The sequence below is a fragment of the Comamonas sp. 7D-2 genome (assembly GCF_022749555.1).
GTDB lineage: Bacteria > Pseudomonadota > Gammaproteobacteria > Burkholderiales > Burkholderiaceae_C > Comamonas > Comamonas thiooxydans.
Map to the genome: position 1 here is coordinate 4,757,424 of NZ_CP094238.1, position 18,506 is coordinate 4,775,929.

The 18,506-nt window shown below is 62.5% G+C and carries 19 protein-coding genes; 4 read left to right on the forward strand and 15 right to left on the reverse strand.

Features of this window, described 5'->3' with window-relative positions; translation table 11 throughout:
• Positions 1 to 265 precede the first annotated feature (265 nt).
• The 3 genes from MPZ60_RS21865 to MPZ60_RS21875 all read left to right on the forward strand — a co-directional run bounded on the left by MPZ60_RS21865 (position 266) and on the right by MPZ60_RS21875 (position 3,345).
• Complete coding sequence (locus MPZ60_RS21865; protein ID WP_003068089.1) at positions 266 to 829, forward strand: TRAP transporter small permease; 564 nt, start codon at positions 266 to 268, stop codon at positions 827 to 829.
• On the forward strand, positions 826 to 2,124 hold the full coding sequence (locus MPZ60_RS21870; RefSeq protein WP_034354459.1) for a TRAP transporter large permease: 1,299 nt from the start codon (positions 826 to 828) through the stop codon (positions 2,122 to 2,124). Before MPZ60_RS21865 ends, MPZ60_RS21870 begins: the two co-directional genes overlap by 4 nt.
• A gap of 183 nt (positions 2,125 to 2,307) precedes the next feature.
• Positions 2,308 to 3,345 carry a DctP family TRAP transporter solute-binding subunit gene (locus MPZ60_RS21875; RefSeq protein WP_034354463.1) on the forward strand — a complete coding sequence of 346 codons (1,038 nt, stop codon included), beginning with the start codon at positions 2,308 to 2,310 and terminating at the stop codon, positions 3,343 to 3,345.
• A gap of 288 nt (positions 3,346 to 3,633) precedes the next feature.
• On the opposite strand, the gene MPZ60_RS21880 is transcribed toward MPZ60_RS21875, so the two are convergent.
• The 9 genes from MPZ60_RS21880 to MPZ60_RS21920 all read right to left on the reverse strand — a co-directional run bounded on the left by MPZ60_RS21880 (position 3,634) and on the right by MPZ60_RS21920 (position 13,136).
• Entirely contained in the window at positions 3,634 to 4,575 is a 942-nt protein-coding gene (locus MPZ60_RS21880) for a 2-hydroxyacid dehydrogenase (RefSeq protein ID WP_034354467.1), read from the reverse strand.
• Positions 4,576 to 4,668: 93 nt separating this feature from the next.
• Positions 4,669 to 5,637: a PDR/VanB family oxidoreductase gene (locus MPZ60_RS21885; protein WP_034354470.1), complete on the reverse strand. Its 969-nt coding sequence runs from the start codon at positions 5,635 to 5,637 to the stop codon at positions 4,669 to 4,671.
• Positions 5,638 to 5,667: 30 nt separating this feature from the next.
• Entirely contained in the window at positions 5,668 to 6,747 is a 1,080-nt protein-coding gene (locus tag MPZ60_RS21890) for a Rieske 2Fe-2S domain-containing protein (protein WP_034354474.1), read from the reverse strand.
• A gap of 14 nt (positions 6,748 to 6,761) precedes the next feature.
• Positions 6,762 to 8,120 carry an MFS transporter gene (locus MPZ60_RS21895; RefSeq protein WP_034354478.1) on the reverse strand — a complete coding sequence of 453 codons (1,359 nt, stop codon included), beginning with the start codon at positions 8,118 to 8,120 and terminating at the stop codon, positions 6,762 to 6,764.
• 161 nt (positions 8,121 to 8,281) lie between these two features.
• Positions 8,282 to 8,761: a MarR family winged helix-turn-helix transcriptional regulator gene (locus MPZ60_RS21900; protein WP_034354480.1), complete on the reverse strand. Its 480-nt coding sequence runs from the start codon at positions 8,759 to 8,761 to the stop codon at positions 8,282 to 8,284.
• Positions 8,762 to 8,868: 107 nt separating this feature from the next.
• Entirely contained in the window at positions 8,869 to 9,945 is a 1,077-nt protein-coding gene (locus tag MPZ60_RS21905; RefSeq protein WP_034354483.1) for an aromatic ring-hydroxylating dioxygenase subunit alpha, read from the reverse strand.
• 71 nt (positions 9,946 to 10,016) lie between these two features.
• On the reverse strand, positions 10,017 to 10,781 hold the full coding sequence (locus tag MPZ60_RS21910) for a GntR family transcriptional regulator (protein WP_034354486.1): 765 nt from the start codon (positions 10,779 to 10,781) through the stop codon (positions 10,017 to 10,019).
• Between the two features lie 181 nt (positions 10,782 to 10,962).
• Entirely contained in the window at positions 10,963 to 12,792 is a 1,830-nt protein-coding gene (locus tag MPZ60_RS21915) for an ABC transporter ATP-binding protein/permease (RefSeq protein WP_003081285.1), read from the reverse strand.
• Entirely contained in the window at positions 12,750 to 13,136 is a 387-nt protein-coding gene (locus MPZ60_RS21920) for a hypothetical protein (RefSeq protein WP_242607063.1), read from the reverse strand. The genes MPZ60_RS21915 and MPZ60_RS21920 overlap by 43 nt, the downstream gene beginning before the upstream one ends.
• A gap of 317 nt (positions 13,137 to 13,453) precedes the next feature.
• Between MPZ60_RS21920 and MPZ60_RS21925 the strand changes: the two genes are divergently transcribed.
• Positions 13,454 to 13,921, forward strand: coding sequence for an acyl-CoA thioesterase (locus MPZ60_RS21925; RefSeq protein ID WP_003068067.1), 468 nt, complete (start codon positions 13,454 to 13,456; stop codon positions 13,919 to 13,921).
• A gap of 67 nt (positions 13,922 to 13,988) precedes the next feature.
• On the opposite strand, the gene MPZ60_RS21930 is transcribed toward MPZ60_RS21925, so the two are convergent.
• From MPZ60_RS21930 to MPZ60_RS21955, 6 genes are all read right to left on the reverse strand, one after another.
• Positions 13,989 to 14,633 carry a polymer-forming cytoskeletal protein gene (locus tag MPZ60_RS21930; protein WP_034354490.1) on the reverse strand — a complete coding sequence of 215 codons (645 nt, stop codon included), beginning with the start codon at positions 14,631 to 14,633 and terminating at the stop codon, positions 13,989 to 13,991.
• A gap of 241 nt (positions 14,634 to 14,874) precedes the next feature.
• On the reverse strand, positions 14,875 to 15,387 hold the full coding sequence (locus MPZ60_RS21935; protein WP_034354492.1) for a thioesterase family protein: 513 nt from the start codon (positions 15,385 to 15,387) through the stop codon (positions 14,875 to 14,877).
• 19 nt (positions 15,388 to 15,406) lie between these two features.
• Positions 15,407 to 15,793, reverse strand: coding sequence for a hypothetical protein (locus MPZ60_RS21940; protein WP_149353962.1), 387 nt, complete (start codon positions 15,791 to 15,793; stop codon positions 15,407 to 15,409).
• 22 nt (positions 15,794 to 15,815) lie between these two features.
• The gene (locus MPZ60_RS21945) at positions 15,816 to 16,610 is read right to left on the reverse strand and encodes an enoyl-CoA hydratase (protein WP_003068064.1); all 795 of its coding nucleotides are present in this window, start codon (positions 16,608 to 16,610) and stop codon (positions 15,816 to 15,818) included.
• Positions 16,611 to 16,656: 46 nt separating this feature from the next.
• Positions 16,657 to 17,490 (reverse strand): acyl-CoA thioesterase II, encoded by an 834-nt coding sequence (locus MPZ60_RS21950; RefSeq protein WP_034354498.1) that lies wholly within the window; start codon positions 17,488 to 17,490, stop codon positions 16,657 to 16,659.
• Between the two features lie 37 nt (positions 17,491 to 17,527).
• Complete coding sequence (locus MPZ60_RS21955; protein ID WP_034354501.1) at positions 17,528 to 18,493, reverse strand: alpha/beta fold hydrolase; 966 nt, start codon at positions 18,491 to 18,493, stop codon at positions 17,528 to 17,530.
• Positions 18,494 to 18,506 lie beyond the last annotated feature (13 nt).

Here is an 18,506-nt window from a genome sequence, read left to right on the forward strand (position 1 = left end):
ACCTTGATAATATTTGTTCACATCTATCCGGTGTGTCTACTCGCTCCAAGCCATCCCGGCGCACAACGCCGTGAAGGTCAAGGAACAACATAAGGACTTACGCAAACAAGAATGCAACAACGGCCTGCCTCCTGAGGCAATCGTCTTGCCTGAACCCGTTTTGCGTAAGTCGTGAACATAAGGGCATTCTCATCGAGTGCGCGCGGATCACGCCATTCAGGCGAGCTGCCCTGACTCCTGTGTGTTTTTCTGACTTTCCGCGTTCATGTCCTCCACTCCTCCCGAGACCGATGGTGCAGCCGATGCCGGCGCGCGCCCGGACGAGCCTCGTTCCCTGCGCATTGAAGACTGGCTGACCGTGATCATCATGGCCGCTCTGGCCCTGATCACGTTTGCCAATGTGCTGGTGCGCTATTTCACCAACTCCTCCTTTGCCTGGACCGAGGAAATCTCGGTCTTTCTGATGATCTTGCTGGCCCTGGTCGCAGGCTCTGCCGCCGTGGCCCGCAATCAGCATATCCGCATCGAGTTCTTCTCGGACAGCGGCTCCGTCCAGCGCCGCAAGGCACTGGCCCGGTTCGGCTCTCTGATGGTGGCATTGCTGTTTGCCATCATTGCCGTGCTCAGCGTGCGCGTGGTCTGGGACGACTTCCGTTTCGAGGAGACCTCGCCCGGCATCGGCCTGCCCCAATGGTGGTATTCGATCTGGCTGCCCGTGGTCTCGGCACTGATCACCGCACGCGCCATCGGCCTGTTCATCCGCCAGGGCAAGCCCGGCGCCTTCCCTGACGAACCCGTGGAAAAAGACCACAGCAAGGAGATCGCATGATCGCCACCTTGCTGTTCGTGGCCTTTCTGGGCCTGATGTTCATCGGCGTGCCCATAGGCGCCGCCCTCGGTCTGGCCGGTGCGGCCGCGATTGCCCTGGCCAATGCCGATACACAGTGGTTCGGTCTGCTGGCCGTGCCGCAGAATTTCTATGCCGGGCTGGGCAAATATCCGCTGCTGGCCATTCCCATGTTCGTGCTCGTGGGCTCCATCTTCGATCGCTCGGGCGTTGCCTTGCGGCTGGTGAACTTTGCCGTGGCCATCGTGGGCCGCGGCCCCGGCATGCTGCCGCTGGTGGCGATTGCTGTAGCCATGTTCCTGGGCGGCATCTCCGGCTCCGGACCGGCCAATGCAGCGGCCGTGGGCGGCGTGATGATTGCCGCCATGAGCCGCGCCGGTTATCCCAAGAGCTTCTCCGCCAGCGTGGTCGGAGCAGCCGCAGCAACGGACATTCTGATTCCGCCTTCGGTGGCCTTCATCATCTACTCGGTGCTGGTGCCCGGTGCTTCGGTGCCGGCCCTGTTCGCAGCCGGCATGATTCCCGGCGTGCTGGCGGGTATCGCGCTCATCATTCCCGCCGTGTGGATGTCGCGCAAGCACAAGATGGGTGCGCTCGAAGCCTCCATGCCCCGCCCGCCGTTCTGGAAAAGCCTGCGCGAGGCCTCCTGGGGCCTGGCCGCTCCGGTGCTGATCCTGGGCGGCATGCGCATGGGCTGGTTCACCCCCACCGAAGCCGCCGTGGTTGCCGTGTTCTACGGACTGTTCGTCGGCATGGTGATTCACCGCACCATCGGCCTGCGCGACCTGTTTCCGATTCTGCGCGAAGCGGGCGAGCTGTCGGCCGTGATCCTGCTGGTGGTGTCGCTGGCCGGCATTTTTGCCTTCTCGCTGTCCACCCTGGGCGTGATCGATCCCGTGGCCAATGCCATCGTGAACTCCGGTCTCGGCGAATACGGCGTGCTGGGCCTGCTGATCCTGCTGCTGATCACCGTGGGCATGTTCCTCGACGGCATCTCGATCTTCCTGATCTTTGTGCCGCTGCTGCTGCCCATCATGAACCACTACCAGTGGGACCCCGTCTGGTTTGGCGTGATCCTCACGCTCAAGGTGGCACTGGGCCAGTTCACACCGCCGCTGGCCGTGAACCTGATGGTCAGCTGCCGCATTGCGGGCGTGCGCATGGAGTCCACCGTGCGCTGGGTAGGCTGGATGCTGCTGTCCATGTTCGCCGTGATGATTCTGGTCATTGCCTTCCCGCAGCTGGCGCTCTGGCTGCCCGCAAGACTTGGCTATTGACCCCCTGAGCGGCTATGCCTAGGCGGCCCCACCACTTCCCCCCTCTCTCGCTTCGCGGGAGGGGGGCGGCGCGGCCAGCTTCGGCCCTTGCGCGGTGTCCGCTGAGATGGGCCGTATTGATTCCATGTGCAATGCATCCAACAAGCAAAGCATTTTTTCGTTTCTAAAAGGGAGACAAACCAAATGAAACTTCGTACCTTCCTCGCATCCGCCGTGGCCACTGCCGCCGCTCTGGCCTTTGCATCGCCCATGGCCATGGCACAGACCAAGTACAAGAGCGAATACCGCATGTCCCTGGTGCTGGGCACGGCCTTTCCCTGGGGCAAGGGTGGCGAGCTGTGGGCCGACAAGGTGCGCGAGCGCACCCAGGGCCGCATCAACATCAAGCTCTACCCCGGCACCTCGCTGGTGCAGGGCGACCAGACGCGCGAGTTCTCCGCGCTGCGCCAGGGCGTGATCGACATGGCCGTGGGCTCGACCATCAACTGGTCACCCCAGGTCAAGTCGCTGAACCTGTTCTCCATGCCTTTCCTCTTCCCCAACTTCAAGGCCGTGGATGCCGTGACCCAGGGCGAAGTGGGCCAGGAAATCTTCAAGACCCTGGAAAAAAGCGGCGTCGTGCCTCTGGCCTGGGGTGAGAACGGCTACCGCGAAATCTCCAACTCCAAGCACGCCATCAAGACGCCCGCAGACCTCAAGGGCATGAAGATCCGCGTCGTGGGCTCGCCCCTGTTCCTGGACACCTTCACGGCCCTGGGCGCCAATCCCACGCAGATGAGCTGGGCCGATGCCCAGCCCGCCATGGCCAGCGGCGCCGTGGACGGCCAGGAGAACCCCATCGGCGTGTACATGGCGGCCAAGCTGCAGTCCGTGGGCCAAAAGCATCTGACCATGTGGGGCTATATGAACGATCCGCTGATCTTTGTGGTGAACAAGGACATCTGGAACAGCTGGACACCGGCTGACCAGGCCATCGTCAAGCAAGCCGCGCTGGATGCCGCCAAGGAAGAAATCGCCATCGCTCGCAAGGGCCTGGTCGAAGCCGACAAGCCCCTGCTCAAGGACCTGGCCGGCCTGGGCGTGACCGTGACCACGCCTAACGCTGCCGAGCGCGAAGCCTTTGTGAAGGCCACGCGCCCCGTGTTCGACAAGTGGAAGAGCCAGATCGGCGCACCGCTGGTCGACAAGGCCGAAAAGGCCATTGCCGCTAGTCAGAAATAAACTCCCCCTGAGCCGCTACGCCTAGGCGGCCCCGCGGCTTCCCCCTCTCTCTTCGGGAGGGGGACGACACCCTCGCTGCGGGGCGGCCCTTGCTTGGTGTCACTGGTTTGGTCCGCGCCAGCTGCACGGCGCCGCAGATAGTAAAAATCCCCGCACGGCTTGCCGTGGCGGGGATTTTTATTGCTATGAATATCAAAGCTACAAGCGCTTGATATAAGGAATTTTCAATGCCAGATCGTATTGAAATACAACAACATCAAGCGCAAGAAGCTTTCAATTCAATAGCACTCAGATGGGCGAGACCAAGGGCTTGCCATCCAGATGGCAGCGCATATTGGCGATGAAGCGATCCACCGAGTTCTGCACCGCCTCGGGCGACCAGCCGCCCACATGGGGCGTCAGCACCACGGCGTCTAGATCGATGAGTTCCTGCGGCGGCAACGGCTCGCTTTCGTAGACATCCAGCCCGGCACCGGCCAGGCGACCTGCACGCACGGCGTCGGCCAGCGCCTGGGTATCGACCACCGAGCCGCGCGCGATATTCACCAGCACACCTTTCTCGCCCAGTGCATCGAGCACCTCGGCATTGATCAGATGGCGCGTGCCCGCGCCGCCCGGCGTGGCCACCAGCAGCACATCGGCCCAGGCAGCCAGCGCCAGCAGATCGTCGAAGTACTGGTGCTCGACTCCCTCGCGCGGCTTGCGGTTGTGATAGCCAACGGACATATCGAACGCGGCCGCGCGCCTGGCGATCTTGGCGCCGATCTGGCCCAGCCCCACGATGCCCAGGCGCTTGCCAGAGACATTGGCCGGCAGCGGCAGGGCCGAGCGCCAGATGCCGGCACGCGTGGCCTTGTCCAGCTTGACGATGCCGCGCACCGCGGCGATCAGCAGACCCATGGCGTGGTCGGCCACGCAGTCATCGTTGGTCCCCACACCGTTGCCGACGGCAATCCCGTGCGCCTTGGCATAGGCCACGTCGATGTTCTCGTAACCTGCGCCCATGGCGCAGACCAGAGAAAGCCCGGGCATGCGCTGCATCTGCGCGGCCGACAGGCCCGTCGCGCCGATCGTGCACACGCATTGCACGCGCGCGCCGTGGGCGGCGATTGCGGCCTCGGCCTGATCGGCCTCGGGCGCATAGATCACATCAAAGTCGGCAAAGATCTGCTCCATCTGCTGCAGATGGGCGGGGACCTGGAGATTCAGAACTAGCAGGGCAGGCTTCATGGCGGGAACGCGGCGCTTTCATGGAAAACGCCTATTTTGAGCAGGCTGCGCCAGCCCTGCCCGCGCATGGTCAAAGCCTGCCCGATCCGCTTCTCACAGATCCAGCACCAGACGGCCAGACCTGGCACGCGAGCAGCAAGGCAGGAACTGGTCGTTGGCCGCCTGCTCGTCTTCGGTCAGATACATATCGCGGTGATCGGGCTGACCCGAGATGACGCGTGTCAGGCAGGTGCCGCAGACGCCCTGCTCGCACGAGGTCTGGACGCAGACGCCAATGGACTCCAGCGCCTGCACCACGGTCTGCGCCGGCGTGACGCGCACCACCTGCCCGCTGCTGGCGACTTCCACCTCGAAGCTTTCGTCGTCGGCGCGGTGCTCCACTTCGGCGGCAAAGAACTCGTAGTGCAGCTGCTCGGCAGGCCAGCCAGCCTCTCGCGCCGTATCGAGCACGGCGTCCATGAAGCCCTTGGGCCCACACACATACAGATGCTGCCCCTGCTCTCTTTGCTGCAGCAATTCGCTCAATCCCAGCGAAGACTTTCCGTTCACGTCATCCACATGGATCTGCGCCTTGTCAGCCCATTGCGCAGTCTCGATGGTCTGGGCAAACGCCATGCGCTCGCGCGAGCGGCCGCAGTAGTGCAGTGCGAAATCCGCACCGTCGCTCGCCAGCTTGCGCGCCATCGCCAGAATCGGCGTGATGCCTATGCCGCCTGCCAGCAGCAGGTGTTTGCGGGCCGGCGCATGCAGCTCGAAATGGTTGCGCGGCAGGCTGATGGTGATCTGCTGGCCGGCCTGCAGCTGATCGTGCACGGCCGCCGAGCCACCGCGCGAAGCGGGCTCGCGCAGCACGGCAATCACATAGCGATCCAGCTCGGCGGGATCGTTGCTCAGCGAGTACTGGCGCACCAGCCCTCCGGGCAGGTGCACATCGATGTGCGAGCCGGCGCTGAACGGCGCCAGGCTGGCGCCTTCCAGAGCCCGCAATTCCAGGCTGCAGATACCGGCTGCCTGCTCCTGCTTGTGCGCAATGCGCACCTCGAACGTGGTTTCAGTCTTCATCTCGGGTACTTCTCTTTTGCTTGTGCGTCGCTAGGCCACCGCCTGCGAGGCCTGGGCGCCGGCCTGGCGCAAGCGCTCGATCACGCGCCGTGCGCGATTGGGACCCACATCCACGTGGATATCCACCACGGCGCGTGAACCAAAGCGTTGCTGGTTGCGGAACTGGGCTTCGATGACCACCTTGTCTTCTTCGAAAGTGGCCGCCGTCTGATCGATCACCAGCTGTGTCGTGTCCTGCATCTGCGGATGCGGATTGGTCGCAATCGTCCAGAAGTAATGCGCGCTGGTCTCCGTCTCCGGCGTCACGCCGTGAAAGCCGCGCATATGGAATCCTTCGCGCTCCGGGTTGTCCAGTCTGTCCTGGCCGGCATCCATGGCACCGGTCCAGATACGCACATGCGAGGGATGAAACTCCACTTCCTGCCAGCGGTCGATGCGGCTCTGAAAAGGCCAGGCCTGTGCATAAGTAGGTGGAGGGTCCGAATCCGGCATCCAGCGCACCACCTTCACGCTGTCCCCGTCCTGGCTGACCTTGAGATCCGCGTTCATATGCACGCGGGCGTTGCCGCCTATGGTCTTGAGGTGCACATAGCCCAGATGGCTCAGGTCCAACAGGTTGTCGTGAATCAGCTGATACGGAGCGTCGTAGTGATAGACGCCGCCGCCAAAACGATATTGCGGGTCGCTGTGCACGGCATAGGCCGGCGGCTCCGTGCCCGGCGCGGAATCCGGTGTCGCGCCCATCCAGATCCAGAGAATCTGGTCGCGCTCGCGCAGCTCGAAGGACTTCACGCAGGCCTTGGCCGGAATCCGTTCCTGGCCCGGTATTTCGAGGCACTGCCCCTCATGGCTGAAGAGCAGGCCATGGTAGCCGCAGCGCAGACCCGCAGCTTCCACCGTGCCGCAGGACAGCGGCAGCTCGCGGTGGCAGCAGCGATCCTCAAGCGCCGCGACCCGGCCATCTTCCGTGCGGAACAGGACCACCGGCTGGCCCAGCAAGGTACGCGCCACCGGCTGGTCCTTCAGCTCCCAGGCAAAGCCCGCTACATACCATTGATCCAGCGGAAAGGCCGGCAGGGCCGCGCTCATGGGTTGAGAAATCTGGTTCATCGAAGTCTCCCTGGTCAATGAGCGGCAGCCACTGTCTCGGATGCAGCGCGCCTGTCCGCAGCCTGCGGGCCTGCAATGCGATGCATGGACACGATGACGGCAGCCAGGACAAACGCCATGCCATAACCCAGGTACAGCTGATCGGGCGACCAGGCCGCATCCAGCAGACCGCCGGCCACCAGCGGCGACACAATCGCCCCGATGCGGCCGATGCCTATGCCCCAGCCCACACCGGTGGCGCGCACATCGCTGCCGTAGACCACCGGCGCAATCGCATAGAGGCCAGCCACGCAGGCATTCACAAACACGCCGATCAGGAAGGCCAGCGTGTATGACATCCACAGCGCACCGGAGCTACCCACCAGAAAGCACAGCAGCACTGCCGTCACCAGCATGAAGACCGCCAGCGCACGGTGAATCGCGAAACGCGCCGCCAGCAGGCCCAGCAAGGTCGCGCCCAGAATGCCGCCCAGGCTCAGCAGCACGCCCATGGTCACGCCCTGCTCGGGCGTCAGCCCCGAGGCCGCCAGCAGTTTGGGAGTCCAGCTCATCACGAAATAGAAACCGAACATCACCGAGAAGAAGGACAGCCAGACCAGCAAGGTGGGGCGCAGCAGCTTGGGAGACAGCAGCTGCAAAGGGCCCATGCGCTTGCCTTCACCGCTGCCTGCCGCCACGGCCTGAGGCAGGGAGTCCAGTGCCGGCAGGCCCATCTTGCGGATCAGTCCATTGAGACGCTGCAGCGCATTGGCGGGTCGCTTGACCAGCAGAAAGTCCAGGGACTCGGGCAAGGCAAACCAGGCCAGAACCAGCACCGCCAGCGTGGAGCAACCGCCGAACATGAAGACGGAACGCCAGCCATGGTGGGCCAGCAGCCAGACCGCAATACTGCCACCAATGGTCGCGCCCAGCGCATAACCAGTCGATTGCAGCGTGACCGCCAGACTGCGCCAGCGCAGCGAGGCATATTCGCTGGCAATCACATTGCTGCAGGCCAGAATTCCGCCCACGCCCAGACCCGTGATCACGCGCAGCACCGCAAGCTGCGTCGGCGTCTGGCTCCAGGCCGAAGCCAGCATGCCCAGCCCGGAAACGGCCAGGCACAGCAGGATCAGGGGACGGCGCCCCAGCTTGTCGGCCATGGGCGCCAGCAGCAGCGAACCTGCGGCCATGCCGAAGAGACCGGCACTGAGCAAAAAGCCCAGCTCCGATCCGCTGAGCTTCCAGTGCGCCGATACCGCGGAAGCCGTGAAGGCCATCACCAGCACGTCAAAGCCATCGATCATGTTCAGGGCCATGCATACCGCGATGACCGACCATTGGAAGGTCGTCATGGGCCGCTGGTCCAGATGCGCGCGCAAATCCTGTTCCATCGTTGTCTCCTTGTTTTTTATCATTCATTCAGCATACTGAATCACATTCAGTTTACTGAATGAAATCTTGATCCAGCACAAGTGAATTCCCTAGTCGTGCCGGTTCACAGCCGGCGCTGGCCGGCGTGATCGTGATGAAGCCGCCGCGTCAGGGCGAGCTGCTAGCCGTTGATCGCCGCTTGCTCGCCGGTTTCAGTGCTGTCGTGCAACTGCACGAACTTGCGCAGCAGACGCTTGAACTCCGTCTGCTCCTCGGGCTCCAGCGCCGAGAGCATGCGCTGCTGCAGCTCGTAGACATTGGGCACAAACGCGGCCAGCATGGCTTCGCCCTCGGTGGTCAGACTCAAACGGCGTTGACGCCTTGGCAGCAGCTCCCGATGAATCCAGCCCTTGCTTTCCAGACGCGCAGCGATATCGGCCGTAGTCGAGTTGTCCAGCGCGACAAGACGCGCCAGCGTCACCTGGTCGATGCCGGGAGACTCTTGCAGCATGCGCAGGATGGCGTACTGAACCGGCGTCACATCGGGGCCCAGCACTTCTCGAAACAGCAGCGCAGCAATCTGCTGGGCTCGTCGAATCAGGTGACCTGGCTGGTCGTAGAGATCCAGGGAAAGCGGGTTGGGTGTGGTGGGCGATTCCATGCAGCAGCGTAGCAAGGGCAGCGCTGCCTATGGGCATCGCTGACTCCGATTCGGGGAGCTGCAAGATTACTCCATCTACAGACATGATCTGCCCCGCCTGCGGCCGTTCAAGCCAGCGCCGCAACGCGCGACTCGCTTTTCTCTTCATCGATCAGGCGCTCGATGATCTTGCGCGACTGCACGCCGCCGGCATCGATATTGAGCTTGAGCAACTGACGCTGCGGATAGTCCTCGAGGTTGCGCTGCTGCAGCTCCAGCATCTCCAGGTCTTCGCTGAAGATTTTGTGCTGGCCTTGCTTGATAGCTGCCGTCACCGATGCATCGCCGGGATTGAACTTGCGCGCCATGCCCCAGAAGTACCACATGCTGCCGTCTGTCTCCGGAGTGATGAAGTCCACCACCATGCTGTAGACCTTGTGCTCGTCAGCGGCGTCATAGCCGCCCTTGCCGGCATGCGCCACACCGACCTCGATCAGCACATGGCTGGGAGGAGTGAAGCGGCAGACCTGCCAGCGGTCCACAGGCACGTCATCGGCCAGACCATTGCTGCGCAATGCCATCTTCCAGAACGGAGGTGCCTCGATGTTCTCCATGAAGCGGCTGGTGACCACCTCGCTGTCGCCCATGACCTCGGTCTTGCAGGGCGTCTCGTCGATCTCGGCCTGACCGATGCTGCTGGCATGCACATAGGTCTCATGGGTCAGGTCCATGAGGTTGTCTATCATCAGGCGATAGTCGGCCTTGATGTGGAACAGCCCGCCGTCATAGGCCCACTCGGGGTTGTCATGCCATTGCAGATCCGGGATCAGCGCTGCATCGGCTGCATCCTTGTCACCCGGCCAGACCCAGACAAAGCCGTAGCGCTCTTCCACCGGATAGCTCTTGATGGCAGGAAAGCCGCGCACGCGCTGACCAGGCATGGCAACCGTCTTGCCGTCACAGCCCATCTCCAGCCCGTGATAGCCGCAGACCAGCTTGCCTTCGCAGACGCGGCCCAGCGACAGCGGTGCGCCGCGATGCGGGCAGAAGTCCTCGACGGCGGCCATCTTGCCTTCCAGGGCGCGGTAGAAAACCATGCGCTCACCACAGATCTGGCGCCCCAGCGGCTTGTCCGTGACTTCGGCCGCAGTGGCAGCAACATACCAGGTGTTGCGAGGATAGGTGGGCTGTGCTTGCTTGCTCATCGTGGGTGTCTCCTTGTATTTATCGGTCGGGGTCTGGTCCGGGCAACGCCTGCTGCGCTACGGGCCGGCCATTAGCGGCTGGCGCGAATCAGTTGCGCACCGGGAACGCGCGTGGTCTCGGGCGAGCGCATGGCTTCGCGCAGGTTGCGCCGCGCAATGCGCGAGTGCTCTTTCATCAGCGCCTCGGCACGCGCGCCTTCGCGGTGCTCGATCGCGTCTATCACTTCGCGGTGCTGCTCCTGCGCGAGGATCAGGCTGCGAAGCGCGCGCGGCGACTCGGAGTCGGCCACCACAAAGCCCGAGGGGGACGCGAACGGCAGGCGCTTGACCCGGTCCAGCTCGCGCTGCATGAAGCTGCTTCCCGACATCTCCAGCAGGATGTCGTGAAATTCGGAGTTCAGGGCCACGTAGGCGGAAAACGCTTCGTCACCCCAGTTCTGGGCATCCAGCACACGGTCGATAGCATCCAGGCAGCGCGCGGCTCTCGCCAGCAGGGCTTCATCCACCCCGCGCTCTGCCGCCATGCGCGCCGCGAGGCCTTCCAGCGTGCCGCGCAGCTCGATGGCGTCCGAGACATCGGCTTCGGACAGCACGCGCACCTTGTAGCCGCGCCCGCCGGACGTGGCCTCCAGCATGCCCTCCTGCTCAAGTCGCATCAGCGCTGCGCGTATGGGGGTGCGGGAGATGCCCAGACGCTCGGCCAGCACCAGCTCGGAGATGCGCTCTCCGGCCGCCATCTCGCCGGCAAGAATCATTTCGCGCAGCTGCAGCTGCGCCTTCACGACCTGGGAATGGTTTTCTTCCGCTGCAGCAGCGGTGGCAATGGAGGGTGGCATGTCTCGCGGGTATTTAGTTCTTGGCAGACGGGAGAAATGTATACATAAAAATCAAAAAACAGCGAATTAATTGCAAATCCAAGGGTAAACACTTATCAATATGTATACATACAAGCAGAGCAGTCAAAAAGAAAGCCACCCGAAGGTGGCTTATCAAACGTCTGGCGAGAGGCGGCCGAACTCAGGCGGGGATCTCCGATGACTCCGCCTGGTTGAGCTGCATATTCCACATGCTGGAGTAACGCCCTCCAGCGGCCAGCAGCTCCTCGTGCGTGCCGCGCTCGATGATGCGGCCGCTGTCCATGACCAGGATTTCATGCGCTTCGACCACGGTGGACAGGCGGTGGGCAATGACCAACGATGTCTTGCCCTGCGCCGCGCTGCGCAACTCGTTCTGGATGGCGCGCTCGTTGGCGCTGTCCAGTGCCGAAGTCGCTTCGTCGAAGATCAGGATCGGCGGGTTCTTGAGCAGGGTGCGCGCAATCGCCACACGTTGCTTTTCACCGCCCGAGAGCTTGAGGCCGCGCTCGCCCACCCGCGTGGCATAGCCCTGCGGCGTGCGCTCGATGAAGTCATGGATGCGTGCAGCCTTGGCCGCTGCAACCACCTGCTCCTGCGTGGCGCCCGGTTGCCCATACGCGATGTTGTAGGCCACCGTGTCGTTGAACAGCACCGTGTCCTGCGGAACGATGCCCACGCAGTGACGTACGCTGCTCTGGGTCACCGTGCGGATGTCCTGCCCGGCAATGCGCACATGGCCGCCCTGCACGTCGTAGAAGCGAAACAGCAGACGTGCCAGCGTGCTCTTGCCCGAACCCGAGGGACCAACCACGGCCACGGTCTTGCCCGCAGGAATGGTGAAGCTCACGTCATGCAATATGGGCCGCGCGCTATCGTAGGCGAACTGCACGTTTTCAAAGCGCACTTCGGGCGGGGGATTGTCGATCTGCAAGGGCTGGGCACCGGGCGCATCGGCCACTTCCCGCTCCTTGTCCATGAGCGTGAACATGCGGTTCAGATCGGTCAGGCTCTGCTTGATCTCGCGGTAGATCACGCCCAGAAAGTTCAGCGGGATATAGAGCTGAATCATGAAGGCATTGATCATGACCAGATCGCCCAGCGTCAGCCTGCCGTCGACCACGCCCTGCGTGGCCCGCCACAGAATGGCCACCAGCGCCGCACCGATGATGAGCTGCTGGCCGCAGTTGAGCATGGACAGCGTGGTCTGGCTCTTGAGCCGCACGCGGCGCAGGTTTTCGAGGTTCTCGTCGTAGCGCGCTGACTCGAACTGTTCGTTGTTGAAGTACTTGACGGTCTCGTAATTGAGCAAGGAATCGATGGCCTTGGTATGGGCCGCCGACTCCTGGGCATTGGCCTCTTTTCTGAAGCGGGTGCGCCACTCCGTCACGGTGACCGTGAAGCCGATATAGAACACCAGCGCTGCCAGCGTGATGACGGCAAACCAGATGTCGAAACGCACGGCCAGAATGCCCAGCACCAGCGCCATTTCAATCAGCGTGGGCAGGATGGAGTAGAGCGAATACGAGATCAGCGACTCGGTGCTGCGCACGCCGCGCTCGATGTCGCGCGTCATGCCACCGGTCTGGCGCTCCAGATGAAAACGCAGGCTCAGTGCATGCAGATGCTCGAAGGTCGACAGCGCGATCGAGCGCGATGCCCCTTGCGTGGCCTTGGAAAAGACCAGATCGCGCAGCTCGGTGAACATGGTGGAGGAAAAGCGCAGCAGTCCGTAAGCAGCCAGCAGACCCACGGGGACCACCAGCACGGCCTGGGCCTGCCCGGGCTTGATATCCAGCGCATCGACCAGATGCTTGAGCAAGATGGGCACGCCCACATTGGCCAGCTTGGCGCAGATCATGAACGCCAGCGCCGCCAGCGCATGCCATTTGTAGCGCCAGATGTAGGGAAAGAGGCGACGCAGCGTGGCGCCGTCTGACTGGTTTGCCGCTACTGCGGCTTCTTCTGGGGTTGCAGGTAACTGTGAACGCATTGTGGGGCTGTGTCGCCCTGCAGGCAGTCGGAGCCGCGGTAGAGGGCGTCTATTTCTATGACGGGAATCTGGGTACCCACGAATTCTGCCTGTCCCGTCACTTTTGCGCTCACCCAGACCAGGGTGAAGGGCTGCAGCAACTGTCTGTCATACGGGCCTGCACCGCAGGCCTTGAAGAAGCTTGCCTCGCGCGGCCAGGACAGAAAGCCCTGTTCACTGAACTCGGCATGCATCAGAACCATGCAATCGCGCTGCTCGCCGACCGCCTCTATGCTGCGCAGCCCGCCAGCCCAGCAGACACGCGCATTCAGCGCACCGGCCTGCAAGGCCTGCATGGGATTCATTGCAGTGAAAGATCCGGCCAGCGCTGCCGCGCCGGTCAAGGGTTCCGGATGGCAAGAGGGCTGCACGGCCTGCATAGGCGGCTTGAGCGACCTTGCCGATATCACATCGTCTCTGCCCGATATTGGGGCTTTTACCGGATGGCTGCTGCAGGCCGCCAGCACGACACTCAGGCATCCACAGATCCACCACAAACACCGTCCCATAGTTACCCCCTACTTACTTGCCCGAACCGTCGTTAGTGGCTTTCTCTCGCCAACATGGTAGAAACCCGATATTGAGGGACAATTCAATCTTTCCATTCGTGTCACAGATTTCCATGCCCCCCCGTTCGCCCGACCTTCCCAGCGTTGCCCTGCCCGCCGACAAGGAACTGGTTCTCAAAGTCGTGCCCATGCCTGCCGATGTCAATGCCAATGGCGACATCTTCGGTGGCTGGGTCATGGCGCAGGTGGACCTGGCCGGCTCGGTGCTGCCTCAGCGCATCAGCCACACCCGCATGGTGACCGTGGCCGTCAACGAGTTCATCTTCAAGCAGCCCGTGCGCGTGGGCGACATTCTGTCCTTTTACGCGGGCGTACAGCATGTGGGTCGCACCTCGGTCGCCGTGGATGTGGAAGTCTTTGCCGAGCGCTTTTCCGACCAGGGTAAATATGTGAAGGTGACCGAGGCCCGCCTGACCTATGTGGCCATTGATGCCACCGGCAAGCCCCAGTCTCTGCCTGATACCGAGCAGACACGTGCCTGGCGCGAGAAACTCCAGGCTCAGGCGGCCGCCAAGAGCTGATCCACGCATCGAGCATGAAAAAAGCGACCTCTAGAGGTCGCTTTTTTCATGGGCTGTGCGCAGAGATTCAGGCGACTGCAGCGCTACCCGTGGTTTCACTGCTGCTGACTGCGGCCGTCGCCGTGCTGCTGCCGGCACTGCTCTTGCTCCAGGCGGAAGCAGAGGCATTGCTGGAACTGCTGGTGCCGAAACGGGTTCCCGCTTCGATCTGCCCCGTCAACTCGCCACCCTCTTCGATCACCACCTTGCCATAGCGGATCGTGCCGCTGACCTTGCCGGAGCCATAGATCACCAGCTTTTCGCGCACCGTGAGAGTGCCGTCGAACTTGCCGTGGATTTCTGCAATATCGATCTCGGCCGTACCGTGAAACGCCCCCTGCTCGGCAATCTTGATGACACGGGAGTTCATGGTCGCCTCAACCGTTCCTTCCACTACCAAGGTGTCGCAGTCCGTGATTTCCACGCCCTTGAGCTTGATGTTCGGGCCGACGGTCAGCTTGCTGCCGCCGTTTTCCTCCACAACAGGCGCGGTGGGAGCGGCAGTCGAAGCCGCACGCATGGTGCTGGATGGTGCCGTGCCAAGACCCGCGTTGCTCAGAGAGCTGGCGCCAGATGTCGCAGCAGTATTCGCTGTCGAAAGCCCGGTGACGGAACTGCGTGAAGGAAAGTTATCGTTATCGCGTTTGCCGAAGAACGGGTTTTGCACAGCCATGGCAGGAATCTCCTAGTCAGAAAGTGCCATCCTATGCAGCATAAGTAGCAACATTTACCGTCATCTCGCAATAACGGTAAGCAAAGCTTTCATAAGTTTCAGTTACTTGCATGCATTGCCTGATCTCACACAATGAAAGATTTGGCAGCATCCGGGCAAGCGTTCACTTGCCCGTCTTTGAGGCACGTTTTGCTGCCCGTCCATATTTCGCTGGCGCTTTATGCTCTCGTTTCAGAGATCGTCAAGAGACGATATAGGCCGCTGTGCCGGTAGAGAGCAGCTCGCCATCCACCGACAGAAACTCCATCTGGGTATTCGCCACCCGCGAGCCCAGGCGCAGCACTCTGGCAGTGAGCAGAAATTCCTTGCCGATGCCGGGGCGCATGTAGTCCACACGCAGATCGATTGTGCCCAGCCGGGAAAAACGATGCAGTCTTTGTGCGGGCGTATCGTCCATATGCTTGGCCGCAATGGCCGCCATCACAGCCAGCCCGCCCATGGAGTCCAGGCCGGCGCTGATCACGCCGCCATGAATGCGCTGGTAGGCCGAATGCCCGACCAGATCAGGTCGCATGGCGATATGTCCCTGCACCAGCGTGGGCGTGATCTCGCCGATCTTGAGCCCTATGGTCTGGTTGAAGGCCACGCGCGTTTCAAAGATCTCGCGCAAGCCGGAGATGAACTCAGGCTCGAACTGCACGGACTCGGCAATTTCCTGCGCTGAATTACGGGACGGTACGGACCTGGATGTCATGGGCAACCCTGAAAAGAGGTCAAAGAAAAATCGCCCGGCAAGGGGCGATTCTCAGATCGGCACTGGTACACGCTGGCGAAGCTGGTCCGGATTCGACACATGCCGAAATCCGGATGGTGCTTTGGGTAGCACCGCCACCCATCGCTGCGCTCATCTTGCTGCCGCAATGTCTGACTTCAGCACTGGCTGAAGTCGGGGTGGCGTTTTTGGCGAAATCGCCACCCATCGCTTCGCTCATCTTGCTTCCGCAATGTCTGACTTCAGCACTGGCTGAAGTCAGGGTGGCGTTTTTGGCGAAATCGCCACCCATCGCTTCGCTCATCTTGCTTCCGCAATGTCTGACTTCAGCACTGGCTGAAGTCAGGGTGGCGTTTTTGGCGAAATCGCCACCCATCGCTTCGCTCATCTTGCTTCCGCAATGTCTGACTTCAGCACTGGCTGAAGTCAGGGTGGCGTTTTTCCATGAAGGCCGTCAGTGCTTCCTTGGCCGCAGGCTCGCGCAGCATGCGGGCGAAGACCGCACCCTCTTCCACAATACGCTCGCCCACTGCCTTGGCCTGGCCGCCCTTCATCAGGCGCTTGGTCTCGATCAGAGAGGACAGGGGCTTGCGCGCCAGCTTCCTGGCCTGGGCCTGTGCCACGGCATTGCATTCACTGGGCGGCACCACGCGGTTGATCAGGCCCACCTCCAGCGCGGCTTCTGCCATGAAGGGCTCGCCCAGCAGCAGGGCTTCGGCGGCGCGGTGATAACCCAGCATCTGGGGCAGAAGCAGGCTGGATGCCGCTTCGGGGCATACGCCCAAGTTGATGAAGGGCAGCGAGAATGCGGCGTTATCGCCGGCATAGACCAGATCGCAGTGCAGCAGCAGCGTGGTGCCAATGCCCACGGCCGGACCACAGACGGCAGCAATCAGAGGCTTGGGGAAGGCCGAGACTTCCTGCAGAAAACGCCACACGGGCGCATCGGCCCCCATTGCACCGGGGGTTGAGGCCTGCTTCAGGAAGTCCGCAATATCGTTGCCCGCGCTGAAGATGGCGATGTCGCCCTGAAACACCACCACGCGCACGCCTGCGTCGACCTTGGCGGCGGCCAATGCATCCGCCATCTGGGTATACATGGCCTCGGTGAAGGAGTTCTTCTTCGCCGCACGGTTGAAGGTGATGGTGCACACGCCCTCTTCGGTGTGCACCAGGATGTCCTGGCTATCCTGGGTATTGCTCATGGTCTTGCCTTGTAAATGATGTGAACAGCTCGCTGGTTTCGGCGCGCTATTCCTTGTAGTAAACAATCTGGTGGCTGGTCGCCAGCATCTGACCGGACTGGCTCCACAACTGAGCCGTCTGGTCAAAAAAGCCGTTGCGGAACTCCTGCCCTCGCGCCTGCGCCAGCAGCAATCCGTCACCTGCTTCAGCCAGCTCCTCGCGTCCGGCATGGAAGTAGACAGTGATGGACACCGTACCCGCCGGCACGCGCTTGGCGCGGCGCAACCACGCCCGTGGAAAGAACACATCGGAGACCGCAGCCAGCGACGCGAAATCCAGCGGACGCGGCGGATTGTCTCTCACCCAGAGTCGCGTCAGACTGTCGCGCTCGGCACCGTCCTCATCACGCGGCAGGATGCCGTCCACAAATCGCATCTCGTAGCGGGTCAGCCACTCGGAGGCCTTGAACAACGGCGGCACGCGCTCCACCTCCGCAGCAGCCCGGACCTCGGGCATGGGCATATCGCTGACGCTCCAGGTCTGGCGACGCACCGCCGTCACGGCCGTGGCCGTGGTCACGATCTGCGGCTGGCCTTCGGCATCGGGCTGGGTGATGGTCAGCAGCCAGTGCTGGGTGGAGCGGTTGGTACGCACCGGCCTGGCCTCGATCTCGAAAGCGCCCGGCCCCACGGCTGCCGCATAGTTGACGGTGATGGACAGCGGATCGCCCAGGCACTGCGGGTGCTGCTGAATGGCCTGCACCAGGCTGGCCGCCGTGATGCCGCCATAAGGGCCGACCATATTCCAGTAATCGGGCGAAGCCGTTCCCTGGTACTGATTGGGCACGCCCGTAGCGCTCAGCGCCACGGCACGATCAAAGGGGTGGAGGTCTGTGCTCATGATTGGCAGTGTTGCCCAAGGGCGGGAATGAAAGCCGTCAAACAGGTGACTCAAGCGGCCCGAACAAGGGTTTGCCTGGGCCACGGTCACCGTCGCGCCAGCTCTGCAGCAAGGGCAACAGGGGCTGCCACAGTAGCTCACGCATCTCTTCCTTGAAATACCCCAGATGGCCTATGCGTCCGGACGGAGCCAGGCCCGGATCGACACGCTCCAGCGTGCTGGGCGCACTTTTGTACCAGTCCACCAAAGATTGCACGCTGGCCAGCGACATCATTTCGTCGTCCTCGAAATACAGCGCATGCAAGGGATAGTGGGCTGCCGCATAAGCCTCGGCCGCCCAGCGGCCTTCCGCGCCCATGGCGTACAGAGGATTCAGGCACCAGCGACGCCATTGCCAGATCACGCCTGCCGGCAGATCGCCCACAATGCCCAGCTTGCGCCCCGGAAACGCGCCGTACAACGCAGTGACCAGCGGAGCGACGCCCCACCAGAACAGCCTGACCATGCGCCTGGTTGGCGCAGCGTTATCGCGCCAGTAGCCGCTGCCGCTGCCAACAGACAGCAAGCCGTTGATGGGCAGGGGAATGGAGGCCAGGCCCGGCAATTGCGAGCCCACGCTATGACCGATCCAGATCAGCGGCTGCTGGGGAAACTGCTGCTTGAGATGCGCTGCCACCAGCTCGCAGTCCTTGGCCCAGTCCAGCAAGTCGGCCCTGGCGTCGCGCAGCGGCACTTGCAGCGACAGGCCATGGCCACGGTAGTCGAAGGTGGTGACGCCATAGCCCTGCTCCGCCAGCCAGCGGGCAAAGGCCTGGTAATAGCTTTGCTGCACGCCCATGGCGCCAGCCACCACCACCTGCGCCAGCGGCGCTGCCACCCTGGGCTGACACTGGCGCAGCACCAGATGGGCCGAACCCACGGAGATGGGCAAGGCCATCTCCGTCCATTGCACGGCAGCTTGCACCGGAACTTGCACGGAGGCTTGCGACTGGGCGGTCTGCATGGCGGCTGCGGCG